The sequence below is a fragment of the Thermoactinomyces sp. DSM 45892 genome, assembly GCF_900107305.1.
GTDB lineage: Bacteria > Bacillota > Bacilli > Thermoactinomycetales > Thermoactinomycetaceae > Baia.
This window is the reverse complement of the sequence record NZ_FNPL01000001.1, coordinates 26,508-43,685: the sequence shown is the minus strand read 5'-3', so window position 1 is coordinate 43,685 and position 17,178 is coordinate 26,508. Positions and strand designations below refer to the sequence as shown.

The window sequence follows — 17,178 nt, the reverse complement described above, 5'->3', positions numbered from 1 at the left end:
ATCAAAATGCTATTTTTAATTTAATAAGGCCACGAATGATGGAGGATATCATGAACATCCAAGACTATATATTTGAGCAATACGTTACTTGTCCCATCTGTAAAGAAAATTTATTATCATTGTCAGGATCGCACCTTCACTATAAACATGGCTATGAGGGAATTCGAGAATTCAAGATTGAGTACAATATACCTTTTAACCTGCCGATAGTATCTCATGAAACCCGACGAAAGATGAGGAGGCATGGGCAGAAACGATCAGAATGGTTCAAGAAAGAGGTTATGCCTGTTGGTCTTCTAATGGCGAAAGATAAGAAAGTTATCGTGCCTAAAGAAGCAAGAGAGCATATGGGCAGGGCTAGAAGGGGCCAATCGTGGATACCCGAATTTGTCCAGCAAATGAAAGAGGAAGGATGGCTAGATTTATATGATGCTTCTAAGAAACTGGGACTAGCCTATAATTATGCTCGAAAATGTGCTACTGATGGGCGCTTGCAGACAGTCATGAAAAAAAGTTTACGATTTACTACTGAAGAGTGGGTGGAGGAGTGGCGAGTTTTATTAGAGAGGAATCGCCCACATCGTTACGATGGATTATCTAAGGCGCATCAGTGGAAATCAAACTTGATTAACCAGATGAGAGAAGAGGGATGGTTAGACCTGAACGATGCTTCAAAGAAATTAGGACTATCGTTCAGTTATATTGGTAGGTGTTCAAGAGAAGGGAAATTGAAGACGATCACGGAAAAGGGATTGCGATTTACTACTGAAGAATGGGTGGAGGACTGTCGGGCTTTGTTGCAAAAGAATCGGGATATATATCAATCAGGCTTAAAAAAGGGAATCGAGGGAGATAGATAGATTTTTTTATGTTAGAGATTGAGTACATATGATAGGGCGTATATAGCATTAGCTTCGCATGTTAAACTTTCCTTCAACACCATGCTTCATTTGAAAAAATCCATATTATATTTTTATCATATATCAATAAAAGTGAGTGAAAAAACATGCCCATAATCAAAACAGAGCTTCACATCAATGCTCCTATCCAAGTTTGCTTTGACTTAGCATGCTCCATCGATGTGCATATGGAATCAACCGCTCATACTCACGAACGTGCGATTGCAGGCGTTACAAGTGGCTTGATTGAGCTAAATCAAACCGTTACTTGGGAAGCTGTCCATTTTGGCATCAAACAACGTCTTACTGCTAAGATTACTGAATTTGATCCACCGACTTACTTTGTAGATGAGATGGTGAGCGGTGTATTTAAACAATTTCGACATGAGCATCGTTTTATTGAACAAGGAAACGGGGCACTTATGTTGGATCATTTCGATTATACTTCACCACTCGGATATTTAGGCAACTTGGCAGATCGATTGTTCTTGGAGAATTATATGAAAAAATTCCTAATGAAAAGAAATGAACATATCAAGATGATTGCTGAACAAATGTGCTCGATCAATACCCCTTAAAAGGGAATGGAGTAGATAGGTCCTTAAGCTGAAGTGTAATTTATAAAACTGTTATTTTATCAAGATGCAGATTAGATTCTGCTGTAAACAATCGTTTGGAGGTTGTTTTTTATTAGGATTGAAGTAATGGAAAAGATAGAAGCTGGCACTATTGATTGGGGTGTAAAAGCTATCAAAGCAGATCAATTTTGGAGCAAGTCTCAAGGCGAGGGTGTTAAGGTGGCGATAATTGACACAGGTATAGATATGGATCATCCCGACTTAAAGGACAATATTAAAGCAGGAATCAATATGTTTGATCATACAGAAAACATATCCGATGACGGATATCATGGCACTCATGTTGCAGGAATTATTGCAGGAACAGGTAAACAGGGAGTAGTGGGCGTTGCGCCAAAAGCTGAATTGTATATTGCAAAAGCGCTTGATAAAAATGGGAATGGGAGTTTAGCTAGTGTAATGGATGGCATATCTTTTGGTATTAATCATGAAGTTGATATCTTATGCATGAGTTTAGGAGTATCGCAGGAACTCCCGCCAATTCTTGAGCAAAAGATCTTAGAAGCATATAATAGAGGGATTGTAATAGTAGGTGCAACTGGCAACTCTGGTATACAGTCCGTTGAATACCCTGCCAAATATGATGAGGTCATTGCAGTAGGTGGTGCGAGGAGAGACCTAAACCGTGCAGATTTCTCTAGTTATGGATGGGAGACTGATATAATTGCACCTGCTGTTGATATTTTGAGTACATACCCAGATGGAAAATATGCTAAGGTTAGTGGAACATCAATGGCTTCTGCTTTTGTGACAGGTGGAACAGCACTACTAATTTCATATCATCGAAAATTAGGAAGGGAGCTAACAGTAAGCGATATAAAAACTATGATTGTTAATGGTAAGGATAGAGATATATACACGGGATTTGGTATATTCGAATTGTTATATTGTTGACGCCAGATATTTTCATGGTGTATTTTATTGGATATATTGTAAATTCATATAAATGAGGTATAGATATGTCAGATAGAGACGATATGGCACTACTCAGAAGAATATTGAAAGCATTTGATCACTTTATAAATACACGTGAAGTCACAGATGAGTTAACTTCTGTGTTTTACGAAATAAACGAGCTATCCTTTGATAGAAGCATAAAGGAAAAAAGAATTTATAAATTTAGTGAGTTTATGCGTCTGTACTCTGTGAATCCTTTGAAAGATCTCATCCCTTTCGACACAACAAAGAGTGAAGAGATTAAGTCTTACCGTGATAGTACAATCATTACAGAAAAAGGAGAAATAAACGAAGATCTTATTCATTATCTCACTGACTATTCTTCAGAAGAGGATGTATATCAAAAAGAGTGGGTGCCTATATTAAATTATCTTCGTAGGGAAGATCAACGAGACTTACAAGAGAGACAAAATGATTACGATAGAATTAGAATTGGATTAATGACTAAACAACCTTTTATTCAGAGTACAAAGTTTCTCAAAGAGGTAACAAAAAATTTCGCTCATAGTCCTAGGTTGATGTCTTTTATAGAAGACGCATATACAGATTACTTAGGGGATACAGCAATTCTTTGTCCTCGATGTAAATATCCAATGGAAAAACTCCCTTTTGAAAGATATCAGTGTGTAGGTCATTTCATGTGTCAACATTACAACGAATATAGTTCGCCGAATCTAATTGTAAACACAAGGAATACTGAGTATAAAATTTTGAAGAAGGGATTCTATATCTTCACTACATTACCAAGCATGTTTGAGTTGCAAGTAGAAAAAATGTTGAATAAAAAAGGATATCAGACAAAACGGCATCCTAATTTGGAGGCAAATGGAGATATTGAAGTATTACTACCAGATCGTTCAGTGTATCTAGATTGTAAGACACACCAAAACGCTTTTAAGCTTATGAAAAAGTTGGAGGGGGACCCAAAGTCGATAGATATGAATTACTTTGTTATCCCAAGCTTTTTGTATAAAAACGAATATAAGAATAGGCTAGATAATTTGAATATGGAAAAAGGGATTAAGAATAAAAGGATTAAGAAGAAAGGGAAATATAGATTTGCGACTGAAAAGTGTATTAGTAGATTATTGGAGGTGAAAAAATATGAGCAGATCGAACTTTTCGGATACACTGAAAAATAATGGTGATTTGCGAAACATTTTTGGTGATGACTTCAAAAAACAAAATAAACGGTTTCATTCATATGTGGAGGATATAATCTTTCTAGAATTCATGTTTTTTAGTTTTAGAAAGATATTTGGGGACTCTCCATTTGAATATAAAAGCATATTTAGTATGTTGTTTGGTCACGATGAAATTGTATTTAAAGATATTACTTTTGACAGCGTATTATTAAAACGAGTAAGGATGTTAACCAAAGGGTTATATCCTCGTAAAGCGATAAAAATATTGGTTGAAAAAATTTACTTTGAGATCCCATCCGAATGGCGTTTGTATGGAAAAGACGAACATGATTTGATTGTGCAACTAGTTCCTAAATATGAATCTAGTCGAGCTCACATTTATAATGAAATTCTTAGTAATATTCATCTAGTTGCACACAAAGAAAAAAGCAAAAAAAGGTTTGTTGTTCAAAAAGATGAGGACAAAAGTGTGCATGTTCCTTTGGAAAATGGAGAGAAGAGTAAATATATAAAGGCTAAAAAATTATTTGATAAGCGTTTTTTAGAACAAGAGCATGATTTCCCTCTTACACAACTTATTTATGAACGGAAACGGGACAAAAAAGGATTCGAAGATCTAAATAACTTTAATCCTGACCGCAATTTGTATAAACAAATGGGAAAAGAGTACCTAGATCGATATGAGGATTTGCAGGTTTACAAAATTAATAACCGTATAATAGAAGATACACATACTGATTTCTTTTTTAAAAAAGAAGTAAGTCATGTTATTGCTCCGACTGGTGCAGGAAAGGGAACCCTTACTCACGGTTTGCTTTATGGTCAATGTAAATATGGCAAGAAAAAGATACTATATATTACGGCGGACACAAAGCAGTCAATGCAAGAAAAGGAGAAATTTGAACAATGGGGATTAAAAGTTGGTGTGATAGTAGGAGACGGAAATATAGACAGATATCAAAATGATTACATTTTGAATAAAGCCTCCATGATGAATCATCCATTTGAAGTGTTTCACAAGCATTTCGATTCTGTGGAGACCTTGAGTTCGCAGTGTCCGATAAAACCGACTCTTGGCATAGACAAGGATACCAAGAATCCATGCCAAAATCTGTATCTTGATAGAAGAAAAAGTAGGTATGTTTGTCCTGCGTATACTGTTTGTGGTCCCCATCATCGTTTTAAACAGCTAACAGATGCTGATGTATGGATTGGAACGCCAGAAGCTTTTCTTTTTTCGAGGGCTCCTTATCCATGGGATAGATATGAAAGGAATTATTTGGAACTGGGGTTATTATGGTCTGACTTGATAATTATGGATGAGGTAGATCAAATCCAGCAGAGAATGGATCAAGCATTTTTAAATGATCTAAACATCTCTGCAGATAGACCAGAAACAAGAGAGATTGATAAAATTTTCTCTGAGTATCTATTTAATCTAATCCCTAAAGTAGTAAAAAGCAGTACGGTTGATGTATTTGTGGTGAACTATATTGAAAAAACAACCACACTTCAGCAAATATTAAACTACTTGTTCGGGCAACTATTTACGAAACAAGTAGTTATTAAATACGTATATAACAAGCTTTTTACTCCACACTCCTTACTACAAGATTGGTATAAAAAGCATATCAGCAAAGATAGTAAAGAAAAACGCTTTCAGTCTGTATATGAGAAATTCCAAATGCAAAGTGCTGTGGAGCTTATGAATCATTCAGATTTATGGAAAATTGCTAAGAAGTTACAGAATGTGTCTGGGAATATCATTTCAGAGGTTAATCTGATCAAAGAGAAACGTAAGATTATGAATGAGTGTTTTAAAAAATTAGATTTAAATCCGAAATTGGATGTTGATGAGACTGATCTGGAAAGGTTATATGTGGATTTTGAACTCATCATATTTCTGTTTTTAATGGAGCACTTATTTAAATTCCTACGTTCTAATTACTCCAGCTTTTTACAAAGGGCGCAGTTTAGTACTAAGGATAAAAACTTTGCTAACAACTTTCATTTTAATAATCTAGATATCAGTAAATTTGTTCCTGATGCATTAACGGACTCGTTTATGGCATATCGATTGAAAAAAACAGGTGAATCTAAAAAGAGCTACTCATTAGTAGCACATGAATATAAGGGTGTGGGAAGATCACTAATTCGAAATTTGCCTCGATTACTTGAAGGAGTTGAGGATTGTCCATTTCCTGCGCTACTCATACTGTCTGCAACTAGTGATTTTGGTGATTCATCCTATTATGGTACTAAGATATCGCCAGATTGGTTATTGGAGAATAAAAAACAGGAAGATCTAGAATTGAAAATCACTCTTTGTCCAGTTGCCGAGATTTCAGGGGCAAAGGATCCCAAAAAGGCGATTCAAGAGTCGACTTCTAAATTGATTCGATCAGGATTCTTTGATGAGCAGTTGAAAAACCTGAAGCAAATGCATCAAAATGAGATTCAAGCACTAAAGAGGAAACTGTATGAAGATCCAGAGGCAGAGGATGTTTCATTAGCATTTGAAAGGATATCTGGAGAGGTTTCACCTTGCATAGGACTGGTTGTCAATTCATACCAAAAAGCCGAATGGGTCGCTGAAGTGTTTCGTCAACAGAAATTTAAATGCAAGTACAAAGTCTTGTATACAAGCGATGCAAGATATGATGGGAAAACAATCCCTAAGGAAGATTACCATGTTAGTAAGATAGAAGTTGAGCAATTGTTCAATGAAGAGCCCGAAGTATTTATATTCGTTCGAACCTCATTAGCAAGAGGTTTTAATATACTAGCAGGTGACAATACTTCCCGTTCATTATTGCGGACCATCGTATTTTATGAAAGACCTCATCCGATTCCAGGAGATTTTAATGATGTAGTCATGTCCATTCACTCGAGCCTTTCGACCTATGAAAAAGAGATTGTTCAATCTAACCAACGTTTTTACGATGCACAGAGAAAAATCCAAAGAAAAGCATATGGAGAATTGCACAAGTTGTTTTCATCTGATGATTCTTTTTCCAATATGGATGAAGCTCGGCAAAATGTGATTAGCACCAATGAATTAGTTACTGCCATTCAAGTTTCAGGGAGAGGGCAACGGGGAGGGACCTCTAGCTACCTTTATTTTTTAGATAAAAAAATGATCCCACTAACATCAGCTCGAAATAGTGAAGTATTATTGGAAGATGATGAAGGTAGCATGGTGCTTCATTGGAGAAAGGCTCTGATTGATAATGCCGATGAACTGACTGCTCGGGTGAATAAAGCTTGGAGAAAGGCATTAATAAACTTGGACATCCAATATATTTATGAGGAGTAGTGTTCTATGGGGAATAAATATACCGCTCAACTCTTAATGGGAAGTTTAAATGAAGAATGGTTAAATTCGATGAATGTGTATCCAGTATATATGCCACAAGCTTGGAGTGTGTTGTTTTATGATGAAAATGAAACGAAACAATACGTAAAAAGGTTAAAGCTTGATCCACTGGGGAGACATATCCAGAGCTTGCATCCAGGGGTCATTTCTTACTCTCTTACAGAAGACGCATTGAATGGAAAGAAACCTTGGCTGTATGTAGTGGACAAGCTTAAGTATCTAGAGGAACTACAAGAATTAATTAAAGATTGGTTTTTGTGGGTTGATAAGCAGACGGGGATCAGTGATTTGGCAAGATTACTGGACTTTCACTTAATTTATGATTCAAAGTTAAGTGTGGATGAGATCAAGGATAATGATAAGGTCATTGAAGGATTGTTAACCCGATATTTCTGTCAAGGCGTTCGGAGATTCGAGTTTTTAGAAACACAGGATAGAAAAGAAAGAGAAATGATCTGTGATTTTCGGACCGCATTCTCTGGTCGCAGGCACCAAGCAATATCCATGCCAATCTTGTTAAAGGAAGACTATTTTTCATTTGTCATTACTTTTAATTCAACTGTGGATCCTTGGACAAAGGAGAAAAGAATTACAATTAATCCATCCATTCGTCGATGGCAAAGAGACACCTATCAAAAGTCCGAGTCATTGGTGTTAGATCGTAAGAAGAATCATTCGTTGTATGTTCTAGATAAAGAACGTCAGGGGTCGCCGTTTTTTCGCTTTCAGATTAAGTCTGTGAGAGGTGAAGGAGGTAGATATAGGCCTGCTTTTTGCTTTAATCATGAATACAGTTTTCAAAAGTTAACGAGGAAAAGATACAACTTAGATGAGCTAGTAGCAAATCCCCGTTCATTTTTAGAGATGGATGATTTCTTTATAGCTGTGCCATATGGAAATAGCAGTTTTGGTAGTTCTCATAGAGTTGGTTCTGGGATAGAGCCACAGCTAAAAAAAGCTCTGTACAATTATTTCATGGATTCATTCGATCCCATTGACTTGACGAAATCGTTTCCTCTTCAAAAAGATGAAGGGATTCAAAAGCCTAACAAAATCTTTGGGAAAAAAGATGGTAGAAGAACGGTTGATTTTCATGAAGTTGACTCTAAGGGGAAAAATGAGTTTATGTCACTCCATGTATGGTCCGATGATCAGGTCTTATTTGATTGGGTGTTGGATGTAATCAATAACAGCTTTCTCGGATTTCGAAAGCTTGGATCGGATAGATATATGATTCAGACTGCGAATGGGAAAGAAGTGTTTTTGACTGTCAAGCAAGAATCGCTTGAGAACATGGATCGGAAGATGGACAATGATTCGGATGTTGTAAAAACAGAAAGAGTGAACGAAATACTCGATATATTGGACCAGAAGAAGCAGTCGAAAGGCGCGTATCATTTAATTCAAATACCTGCATATGAAGATGATAAGGACAAAACAGGCGATCCTAAAGATGTTATAAGAAAGGCATTTGCATTGAAAGAAATGAAGACCCAATTCATACATCCAATCAAAATACCTAATGAAGCTTTAACAGAAAAGAAAAAAGGCGAGATAGTTAATGACAATTACATCAGGATCGAGAAGTCTTTGCTAGATATTTTTTCTAAATCTGGATTTATGGGTTCTATGACGTGCTTTAAATATAACCTTTATGGATTTGATCTATTAAGAATCAATGATAAAAGGGAAGACGACAAGGTTTCATATTTGCCTATTTTGTCTTGCTGTACATCAGGGAAGGTCGGTTACTATTTATTAAAAAGTAAGAAGTTCATCTATCAAGATGATTGGTTGGCTCATATTGATTCCATAAAAAAGGAAATTGTAACGGATCTAAATTGGCATGAAATCGAAAGAAACCTCATTGGGTTCTTTAACTTGTATAAAGATGAACATAAAATTTTGACTATATCTGCAGGAGTGCGTAGGTATTTTGAACATCTAAGAAATGATCATTTCGAGTTGAAACATCATCTGTTGGATTATGTCCCTACTCTATCCCTATGTCGTTATAATGTAGGTTGGGATGTCCCTGGTTTTTATACTTATGATCATAGCAAGGAAGAGACAGCAAAAACCAAGGGAATGATTCAATTACATGAGCATTTATTCTTTGCGATAGGTCAAAAACCTGATACGGATACCGTAGGTAAATGGGACACGAGATTCTCAAGAAAGTCGGCTAATTTTAAAGATCGGCAACTGGCGGAGCTGTTAATAGTGAGTAATGATACCGATAATCTGTTAGAAATTGCGAATGTAGTCAACAACAGTCGTGATATTCATATTACTACCAACTTTCATGGGAAATATGATTTTAGTTTGAGATTGTTAGGCGAGTTGAAAGAATATATGGAGAAAATTTAATTATAGGGATCTAGATTCGCTATAATACACTAGGCACAAAAGTGCTTGTCGGTATGAGGAATCTATCTATTTGCTGGTAAGTGAACTAGAAGCAATCAGCAATAAACAAAAACGACATTGAAAAAAGAAATGCTCTTAGTCTCTTCTGATATAAAAAGAACTAAGGGCATTTCTTTTTTAGGAAATCCTAGAGAGGCATTTATACTGGTTTTTGCATGTATATATGATATATTTTCATTTAAAGTGATTCGTACTAGAATGGAGGAGTTTACAATGTTCCCACCAGTTACATATGATTTTGATAAAAGTTCAAGTGTCTGTCGATCTACTCAGGAGTATATAGGGAGTAAGGGTTTGCTAAGGGCAGATATCGTAACCTCGATATCGAAGCGTATTGTGAAAATCCTGATGGTAAGAGGCTTGAAATGAGCGAACTTGTTGATATTTTTGGAAAATTTAATAGGTGAAATTGCTATCTTTTGTGTTTTTTAGAGTGTAGATTTAGTAGGTTTGAAGTTTATAAGTGGAGCCGATGTGGGATTTAAATAGAATGAGGAGATGAGATAATGACTAAGATCGTATTTTCTACTAATCATATCAATTGGTATTTTCTTGATGACTTCCCTATAGCTAATGAAGACTTAGAGATTGCGATAAGGGAGAAAAAGTTAACCAAAGAAGAGTTGGAGGATGAGGATTGGTTAGAAGACTTAGAAGAAGATTTTAATGGATTAGATGCTACTTTTCGTTACGAAGGAAAAGTGGGCAAGCAAACATTTAAACTGTGGCATAAAGCGAGCGAGCATAGGGTTTGGTTTGAAGGTGTTATTCCGAAAGAATTTTTTACTACAGATGGCTGTCAATTTCTTGATGTTCATAGTAATATGTATACAAAATTTGAAGAGGATAATAATGAATTTATTCGTTTGGTTTAAGGATAAGACAGGCTATACAAGAGTTATAGAGGATCCTTTTTTGGTTACGCTTGTGTATAGATGATAAACAAATGGAGGCGAATCATGGCACAACACCTTGTCTATCGGTTTTATGCGGAACTGTCTGATTTTGAACCAAAAATCTGGAGACGATTTGAGATCAATGGAAATAAAACCATGGCAGAGTTAGGATACTCCTTGATGGTTTTGTTTGAGATGGAAGCGAGTCACCTGTTTGGGTTTAGAGAGCAGATCGACTATTTATTTCTCGATGATCCACAAAAGGTTGATCTCATTCCTAATGTGAAAAAATTTGTGCGTTATGAGCTTCCCATAGATGAGACCTATGTAAGGGAGGATGAAATCTTTTATGAAGCGGATCAGATCCGCCTTTCCCGAATTAATAGGGAAGCTCCGTGGAACCTAACTTTTGAAGATGATTATGGAGACAGATGGGAAGTCAATGTATCCTTTGAATCCTGCGAAAAACAGGAGATACATGCAAGTGAGTTGCCTAGAGTATTGGAAGGAAGCGGGTATGGTATCGTTGAAGATGTGGGTGGAGTTATGGGGCTTCATGAACTAGTAACTGCTTACAGCAAGAGAAGAGGACAAGCTTATGAAATGTATAAAGAATGGCTTGGACATGAGAGTTTTGATATACATTTTTTCGATAAGGATGATCTCAACTTTCGCCTAAAGAAATTGCCTCGTATTTATAAAGAATGCTATGAGTATGGCTATGAACCGACCCAACGCTCCATTGATCTTATTTCTCGAAAATACCAGATAGGTACTGACACAAAAGCTAATTGAATGGAGTATATGGAACAAATAAAAAAGTTCTTCTCAGAAAAATAGAGAGGAACTTTTTTGTATCTGTACTTATTCAAAGATATCATTTACATGGATTTCAAAGTCTTCTAGGGCTGAACTTGGTATGATGGCAGTGTCTTCGTCTTCTCTACCATATACTCCTTGAAGCTTGAATTCCCCATCTTTCAACACAAAGATATCTACCGTATTGCGGTATTGATCAACTACCCAGAACTCTCGAACACCTGCCTGTTCATAGAGCTGATAATTTCTCCAACGGTCTTTCATGTAATTGGTGGAGAGGATTTCAATCACGAGATCAGGTGCACCGTTATGTTTTTGACCATCGTCCTTTCTAAGGTCGCAGGATACATATAGATCAGGAGCCACTATATAACGAATTTCATCGTCTTCCTTGCCAAAAAGATTTACATCACTATCCATTCGCACTTTACATGTTTTCCCTTTTAAGTGATTCTTTAAAGCGCTGGCAATGTTAAGGAGAATGTCTTGATGGCGTTGAGAAGGTCTAGCCAATAAGACAGGCTTGCCATCGATTAGCTCCCAGCGTTCGCCTTCTTCGGACTCCATTTCTAAAAACTCAGAGTAGGTATATCGTTTATCTTGGATGATTTGTTTTCCCACTTGTATTCGCTCCTTTCTGCATATCTTTTCCACATTGTTAGTCATTTTACATCCATTTTATCAATTCTGATGGTGGACTACAAACCTTCAAAGGAAACAAAAGGATAATCGTTCAACTAACTTTATGGGAATATAAGGAACTGTATATTGGTATATTCCGTTTTTTATGGACAATAATAATTTTCAAAGGAGGAATGTCAAAGTGAAACACACACATAACAATCAAGTCCAGAATAGCTTGGATCAAATGAAGAACGAGATTGCATCTGAATTCGGAGTTCAGCTTGGTGCAGACACTGCCTCTCGTGAGAATGGATATGTTGGTGGAGAAATAACTAGACGATTAGTTCAGTTAGGAGCTACAAGTATTAGAGCTTAGTGTCAAGTGGAGCCAGTAGCCATAGTGCGATTAGCGTGTCTATTCTGTCGGGCTATGGGTAACAATATTGGATAAGGTTTCTCTCCAATAATATTTGATTTACGTTAAGCCCTCAATGCATAGGTTGGGGGTTTTTTATTTAGATACAAAGGAGTTATGAAGATGAATGTAAAGATAATGGCATTAAGTGTAGTACTAGTTGTTATAACTGGAGCGTTTTTTCTAACGGGCCCGTGGTCGAGTGAAAACTGGAATTTTGCATTAGGTGGCTGTTTGATTGGGATGGTGGGTAGTATGATTATCATCCCATTAATGATTGACTTTAAAAAAGTTTTTCAAATGATCTATCGTTCAAACGATCCTAATGAAAGCTGACTTCTTGCGTATTTTACAGGCTTGGCTAGTAGATGAAGCTATCTATTATAGAACATGGAAAGACTAAGACATGATGTGAACTATTTGTAATGCCAAACAATATAGAGGGTCGTTCTTGATAATAGAATGACCCTCTTAGCTATTTCAATTTCACGAATTTGGAGTTATGCATATGGATCATAATAAAAGCCAAAAATCACAAAATAGATCAGTAACAAATGCCTCACTCCCTTTATTTAGACCGCTTTTCAAGAGGATTTCCTACGGAGTGTGGACCCGAACATATGATGTTGGTCTTTGTATAATAGGTGCAAAGAAAAGAAAGAGCGTAACAACAGAGATCGTCATTTCCAATTGTCGTTCATTTGCATTCTGTAAGTGATCAAAACTAGACAAAATACGAAGAACGAGTCTCAATTTCATCTACATCCATCGTATTTGATTTTTTATATAGATATATCAGACAGGGCATTCTCCATTACTTAAATGTATTTCTTACATATTTGCCACCTCCTTTGTATGAGTTCATTAGGTTATTACAGGATTTTGATACAATTCCTCGACTTTGGATTGTTGCAAATTCATACGATCCATTAATCGAGAGATAATTCCTTTGGCATCCATGTCTGAAATTAACTCATGAGGATGAGTGTACGTAGTTCCGAATTTATCATTGAAAAATTTGAGACCTTGTTTCTTTTGCTCCTCAGTTACACGGTAATGGTTTAGATTGATGAGCCTGTATAAATCCCTCCAATCGTTTTCAGTACAGTTTGATTCCATATACTGTTGAATAATGGAGTAGTTGGATTTTTGGTAAATATTCAAAACATTATTCTGATCAGCACAAATGACAGCAGATAGTTCAAAAGGGAGCTTGTCCAATATGGATTGATCAAGTATGCCTTCTGATAGATAGTGTTGTATCATTCGCACGGCAAAGTATAGACAAGTGTGGTGTTCTTGTAGAAGAAGCGCACCACTATAGTCTCGGATATTGACACCACTGGCCCTACGCACGGCATGGAGGTTTACTTCTTCGACTATGCTTTCACGGAACTCATGATCCTTATCAATGAAAGCATAGCTAACTATGTCATTGTAGAGATTTCTCTGTACAGCATCATATGAGTCAATGTAGATGTTGCTTACTGAGTCCAACTGATAGTTGCCCCAAGTGGTAATGTTGCCGTTAAAGTTAATGAGATAATCTAAACCCACCGTCCCATCGCTGTTGTGAATAGTACAATAATTACCTTTCTGGTTGACTAGGACATCTTCATAGAAAGGTTTCATGATGTGTCGTAAATCTTCATCGGAACGATTTAAATCGATCAACAGGTTTGGATAGAACAGCTTGGCGTATCCAATTGGAATTTCCAGCCCGCTTGCTAAAGTTAAAACTCCTCGTTTTTTACTGTTCTTCAAAACCGTATTGTTATCAGAGACAACTTGGATGAAATCATCTTGCTTTTGACTGTTGGGGAAAACTTTTTGCAATACATCAATTGATTTATCGTTTTCGATTGTGTGCAACTCTAACTTTAAGTGTGGATGCTTACCGAACTCATCAAACGCTTTTATGATATTTACAATTGCCCCATTCCCAATTCGGTCTGTGTGCCATTCGTCTAAGCTCAATCGGAGAACAAGTGTTACATCATCATTCCTACGCTCGAGAATCTCTTGCAATCTAATTAAAACTTTAACTGCTTTTGTCTTTCCCCAAAAACCATTGGTCGCTATTACGATGCGATTGGCGAAGCAATGTTCCACCATGTGACAAACAACCTCTTCTTTTTCAAAGGGTTCTCCTCCGCCTGCGATTAGTAAATATTCAACATTTGCGGCATTGATGAACTGGATAGTGTGATTACAGCCAGTCCAAGACATTTCGTCTTTAATGTCTGCGCTCACTCCTCGTTTTGGCTGGGAGTAGAAGATACAGTGGGTACATCCCACCTTGCAATGACGAGTGGGGTGTACTACGACCATTGACTTTCCATTGTGCCTTTTCTGATTCTCTTCCTTTATACAAGTAGAACTCCTGATGATGTCTAAATATTTCTGAGGTGTATCAAAGATGTTTGTAAGCATTAGCATTCAACCTTTCCCTATCATTGATGTATAAAGATGGTCTAAGACTCGGGCTGTTAGAAGTTGTTGTACATGCGGATATGTGAGATTTTGAGGAATTTCATCAAAGAAATGGATTGATTCAATTTCGGATTCTGGTAAAGTGGATAACGTTTGAATGTCTGCATAAAACAGAGCTCCGCAGGTATTCAGATCATTCATCCGATATCTGCTTACCAAATCTAGTTCGTATGTGATTGCTCCTGACTCTTCGAATAATTCTCGACGAGCTGTTTGAAAGATGGATTCTCCCTGTTCCCGTCTGCCACCGACTGTTTCGTAGGTATCCCGATTCTTGTGTTTACAGAACAACCATTTGTCATTGTACTTACAAATAATTACGGCAAATGAGATTAGCTGGTCTGGTATGCTTGAATCAAAGGTAATTACATTGTTCATACTGATCCTCCTTAGATTAAAAAACGAAAATGTCATAGTCCCAACCGTGTACTTGTGTTAGTGGACTATTACTACTTTTGATGACATCGGCATGTGACATGAGAGGAAGGAGTATTTCTCCGTTCTCGGTATGCAAGATTACTTGCGTGTTGAAATACTTTCCATCGGTTGGAGATTTCGTAGAGTTCTTGTTTCGTTTTGATTCCCCCATAAATGTGAAGCATTTGCTGTTTTTAAGATTTGATTGGAGCGTTTTAAGTTGTTTCAAATCACCAATTGACCAAATCTTCATTAGTAATCACATCCCATACATAATTTTTTGGTGTATATTTAGAATATTTCCTTGGATTAAATTTATAATCTTTAGATATATGTGTCAAATCACTGGATTTTATATTTGAAAATCCAAAGTCCAGCAAATAAAATGGCAAAAACGATTTTATTTAATGAATAATGGAAAAATAATAAAGGTGTTCAATGATTAATGTTGAATTATTAGTTTATGAGAAAAATTTAGCACAAAAAAATTTTAGGATGTGAATAGATTGAGCCAATGGGATCGGGTAGAGCTGGGGAAATTCTTAGCAGTAGCACGTAAAAAGAAGAAAAAACGCCAAATTGACTTGGCGATTGAGGGAGAATTGTCAAAATCAACAGTGTGCGGTTATGAAAAAGGGAATCTTAGTATCAATGAACGTCATTTGCTTCTTATACTCAAACAACTTGATTTAGCAGAAGAGGATGTAAAGAAGTTTCGGCAAATAAAGTCTATACAGCCAGAAAATCGTAGAATCGATGACAAAGAAGAAATTCAACTGAGGTTGATCTCAATCGAGAATATCATTGCAATGGTTGATCCTACCGAAGGGTTAAAAAAATTGCTGGAATTACCAGTAGCAAATGATGATCCGATACAAGTTGATATTCGCTATCTCCGTGGCAAGGCTTATAAAAAAAAGGAGAACTGGAAAAAAGCGCATAAGAATTTGTTTGATGCAATCCAGTTAATCGATCAGAAATACCCTCAGAAATTGGCAAGCAACATTAAAACGGCTTGTTATCAAGAGTTGAGTCATACTGAATACCATCAGAATAATCTACATCAAGCATTTAAGTATGCGAGTGATGCCTTAAATTGTTTTCAGCCTCATGGGGAGCGGACATATCTAGAGCACGTTATCTTGGTGGCACAAGTCATTTATCACCAGAAATTGATGAACTGGGAAGAAGCTCAGCTTAAATTAGAGGAGATTGCTAACATCCAAAGCACAGAGAGGGAGTTGTTGTTTCAACCAAGTGAGAGCAATGAAATCAACTTGAATGTATATGAACTGAATGCTTCCATTCTTGCGAAGGGGAATAAGAAGACTCAAGCTATCAAGTATGCTCTGAAGGGAATAGAAATGGCTCGTTTGGACAAGATGCATGAACGTTCATTTGAGCTATTTACTACTTTGGGGAGTATTTATATGGAGTTGGATAAGTTAAATCTTGCTGAAATTTGCTTTGAAACCGCTTTGAAGTTGGAAGTTCATATCAAGAAGAGTTACTTATTTGCATATATTTACACTCAATTAGGAATGTTGTATGATAAGCGTGATCAATTAGATTTAGCAGAATCCTATTTTTTTAAAGCAATAAATTATAGCCGAAAAAACAATGATGCTTATTGGGAAACAGAGGCTCTCACGCTATTAGGAAAAAGCCACCTTGAGCATCAAAAACTTGATCGGGCTGTCGATCTGTTGCAAGATGCCCTTTCTTTAGCTCAAAAGCATAACTTTTCTGATCAAGAAGAGTATCTGACACTGCTAGTAGGATACGCTTTAGAGGAAAGTGGGAACTCTAGTTTTGGGCAGTATGCTCTCGCTTTTTACCGTTCACATGTAAAGAAGTCCTTGAAAAGCGTTGTTGAAGGGAGGGGGGGAATAGAAATGAACAAAGTAACTCATGGTCATGGAGACCCGATAGATACGTAGAAACGTGTTTAAGGTTTGTCTGATATGAAGTATTTATTCGCTATGTGTGGATTAGGAACTTATCCAATGATTCAAGTAATTAGGAGCTCTGATAAAATAGTCAGAGCTCCTAATTTGTATTTTTTTATT

At 36.6% G+C, this 17,178-nt stretch carries 15 protein-coding genes; 11 read left to right on the top strand and 4 right to left on the bottom strand.

The features are described from left to right. The first annotated feature begins 50 nt into the window (after positions 1–50). The 8 genes from BLU58_RS00195 to BLU58_RS00160 all read left to right on the top strand — a co-directional run bounded on the left by BLU58_RS00195 (position 51) and on the right by BLU58_RS00160 (position 11,136). Positions 51–860, top strand: coding sequence for a hypothetical protein (locus BLU58_RS00195; protein WP_093290219.1), 810 nt, complete (start codon positions 51–53; stop codon positions 858–860). 146 nt (positions 861–1,006) lie between these two features. Continuing rightward, positions 1,007–1,477 carry an SRPBCC family protein gene (locus BLU58_RS00190; protein ID WP_093290218.1) on the top strand — a complete coding sequence of 157 codons (471 nt, stop codon included), beginning with the start codon at positions 1,007–1,009 and terminating at the stop codon, positions 1,475–1,477. Between the two features lie 126 nt (positions 1,478–1,603). Next, positions 1,604–2,431: a S8 family peptidase gene (locus tag BLU58_RS00185; RefSeq protein WP_093290217.1), complete on the top strand. Its 828-nt coding sequence runs from the start codon at positions 1,604–1,606 to the stop codon at positions 2,429–2,431. A gap of 65 nt (positions 2,432–2,496) precedes the next feature. Continuing rightward, positions 2,497–3,636: a restriction endonuclease-related protein gene (locus BLU58_RS00180; RefSeq protein WP_093290216.1), complete on the top strand. Its 1,140-nt coding sequence runs from the start codon at positions 2,497–2,499 to the stop codon at positions 3,634–3,636. Then, on the top strand, positions 3,599–6,955 hold the full coding sequence (locus BLU58_RS00175) for a DEAD/DEAH box helicase family protein (RefSeq protein ID WP_093290215.1): 3,357 nt from the start codon (positions 3,599–3,601) through the stop codon (positions 6,953–6,955). The genes BLU58_RS00180 and BLU58_RS00175 overlap by 38 nt, the downstream gene beginning before the upstream one ends. A 6-nt stretch (positions 6,956–6,961) precedes the next feature. Next, positions 6,962–9,385 (top strand): pPIWI_RE module domain-containing protein, encoded by a 2,424-nt coding sequence (locus BLU58_RS00170; RefSeq protein WP_093290214.1) that lies wholly within the window; start codon positions 6,962–6,964, stop codon positions 9,383–9,385. Positions 9,386–9,951: 566 nt separating this feature from the next. Further along, entirely contained in the window at positions 9,952–10,320 is a 369-nt protein-coding gene (locus BLU58_RS00165; RefSeq protein WP_093290213.1) for a hypothetical protein, read from the top strand. Between the two features lie 84 nt (positions 10,321–10,404). Then, a complete protein-coding gene (locus BLU58_RS00160) occupies positions 10,405–11,136 on the top strand; it encodes a plasmid pRiA4b ORF-3 family protein (protein WP_176786412.1) in 732 nt (243 codons plus the stop codon). 69 nt (positions 11,137–11,205) lie between these two features. Here BLU58_RS00160 and BLU58_RS00155 read toward each other — a convergent pair whose 3' ends face one another. Further along, on the bottom strand, positions 11,206–11,781 hold the full coding sequence (locus tag BLU58_RS00155) for a Uma2 family endonuclease (RefSeq protein WP_176786411.1): 576 nt from the start codon (positions 11,779–11,781) through the stop codon (positions 11,206–11,208). 166 nt (positions 11,782–11,947) lie between these two features. On the opposite strand from BLU58_RS00155, the gene BLU58_RS00150 reads away from it, so the two are divergent. Further along, complete coding sequence (locus BLU58_RS00150) at positions 11,948–12,160, top strand: small, acid-soluble spore protein, alpha/beta type (RefSeq protein ID WP_093290210.1); 213 nt, start codon at positions 11,948–11,950, stop codon at positions 12,158–12,160. 162 nt (positions 12,161–12,322) lie between these two features. Beyond that, the gene (locus tag BLU58_RS00145; protein WP_093290209.1) at positions 12,323–12,535 is read left to right on the top strand and encodes a hypothetical protein; all 213 of its coding nucleotides are present in this window, start codon (positions 12,323–12,325) and stop codon (positions 12,533–12,535) included. Positions 12,536–13,063: 528 nt separating this feature from the next. On the opposite strand, the gene BLU58_RS00140 is transcribed toward BLU58_RS00145, so the two are convergent. The 3 genes from BLU58_RS00140 to BLU58_RS00130 are packed head-to-tail and all read right to left on the bottom strand — an operon-like array spanning position 13,064 to position 15,362. Continuing rightward, positions 13,064–14,632: a radical SAM protein gene (locus BLU58_RS00140; RefSeq protein ID WP_143123646.1), complete on the bottom strand. Its 1,569-nt coding sequence runs from the start codon at positions 14,630–14,632 to the stop codon at positions 13,064–13,066. Between the two features lie 6 nt (positions 14,633–14,638). Further along, positions 14,639–15,070 (bottom strand): NUDIX hydrolase, encoded by a 432-nt coding sequence (locus BLU58_RS00135; RefSeq protein WP_093290207.1) that lies wholly within the window; start codon positions 15,068–15,070, stop codon positions 14,639–14,641. A gap of 16 nt (positions 15,071–15,086) precedes the next feature. Beyond that, positions 15,087–15,362 (bottom strand): hypothetical protein, encoded by a 276-nt coding sequence (locus BLU58_RS00130; protein ID WP_093290206.1) that lies wholly within the window; start codon positions 15,360–15,362, stop codon positions 15,087–15,089. A 253-nt stretch (positions 15,363–15,615) separates the two neighbouring features. Here BLU58_RS00130 and BLU58_RS00125 point away from each other — a divergent pair, with 253 nt between their 5' ends. Further along, the gene (locus BLU58_RS00125; RefSeq protein WP_093290205.1) at positions 15,616–17,049 is read left to right on the top strand and encodes a tetratricopeptide repeat protein; all 1,434 of its coding nucleotides are present in this window, start codon (positions 15,616–15,618) and stop codon (positions 17,047–17,049) included. Positions 17,050–17,178 lie beyond the last annotated feature (129 nt).

Excerpts from the sequence above, each read along its gene's own strand:
- BLU58_RS00195 (WP_093290219.1), top strand. The coding sequence starts at position 51 with ATGAACATCCAAGACTATATATTTGAGCAATACGTTACTTGTCCCATC.
- BLU58_RS00190 (WP_093290218.1), top strand. The coding sequence starts at position 1,007 with ATGCCCATAATCAAAACAGAGCTTCACATCAATGCTCCTATCCAAGTT.
- BLU58_RS00185 (WP_093290217.1), top strand. The coding sequence starts at position 1,604 with ATGGAAAAGATAGAAGCTGGCACTATTGATTGGGGTGTAAAAGCTATC.
- BLU58_RS00180 (WP_093290216.1), top strand. The coding sequence starts at position 2,497 with ATGTCAGATAGAGACGATATGGCACTACTCAGAAGAATATTGAAAGCA.
- BLU58_RS00175 (WP_093290215.1), top strand. The coding sequence starts at position 3,599 with ATGAGCAGATCGAACTTTTCGGATACACTGAAAAATAATGGTGATTTG.
- BLU58_RS00170 (WP_093290214.1), top strand. The coding sequence starts at position 6,962 with ATGGGGAATAAATATACCGCTCAACTCTTAATGGGAAGTTTAAATGAA.
- BLU58_RS00165 (WP_093290213.1), top strand. The coding sequence starts at position 9,952 with ATGACTAAGATCGTATTTTCTACTAATCATATCAATTGGTATTTTCTT.
- BLU58_RS00160 (WP_176786412.1), top strand. The coding sequence starts at position 10,405 with ATGGCACAACACCTTGTCTATCGGTTTTATGCGGAACTGTCTGATTTT.
- BLU58_RS00150 (WP_093290210.1), top strand. The coding sequence starts at position 11,948 with ATGGACAATAATAATTTTCAAAGGAGGAATGTCAAAGTGAAACACACA.
- BLU58_RS00145 (WP_093290209.1), top strand. The coding sequence starts at position 12,323 with ATGAATGTAAAGATAATGGCATTAAGTGTAGTACTAGTTGTTATAACT.
- BLU58_RS00140 (WP_143123646.1), bottom strand. The coding sequence starts at position 14,632 with ATGCTTACAAACATCTTTGATACACCTCAGAAATATTTAGACATCATC.
- BLU58_RS00135 (WP_093290207.1), bottom strand. The coding sequence starts at position 15,070 with ATGAACAATGTAATTACCTTTGATTCAAGCATACCAGACCAGCTAATC.
- BLU58_RS00130 (WP_093290206.1), bottom strand. The coding sequence starts at position 15,362 with ATGAAGATTTGGTCAATTGGTGATTTGAAACAACTTAAAACGCTCCAA.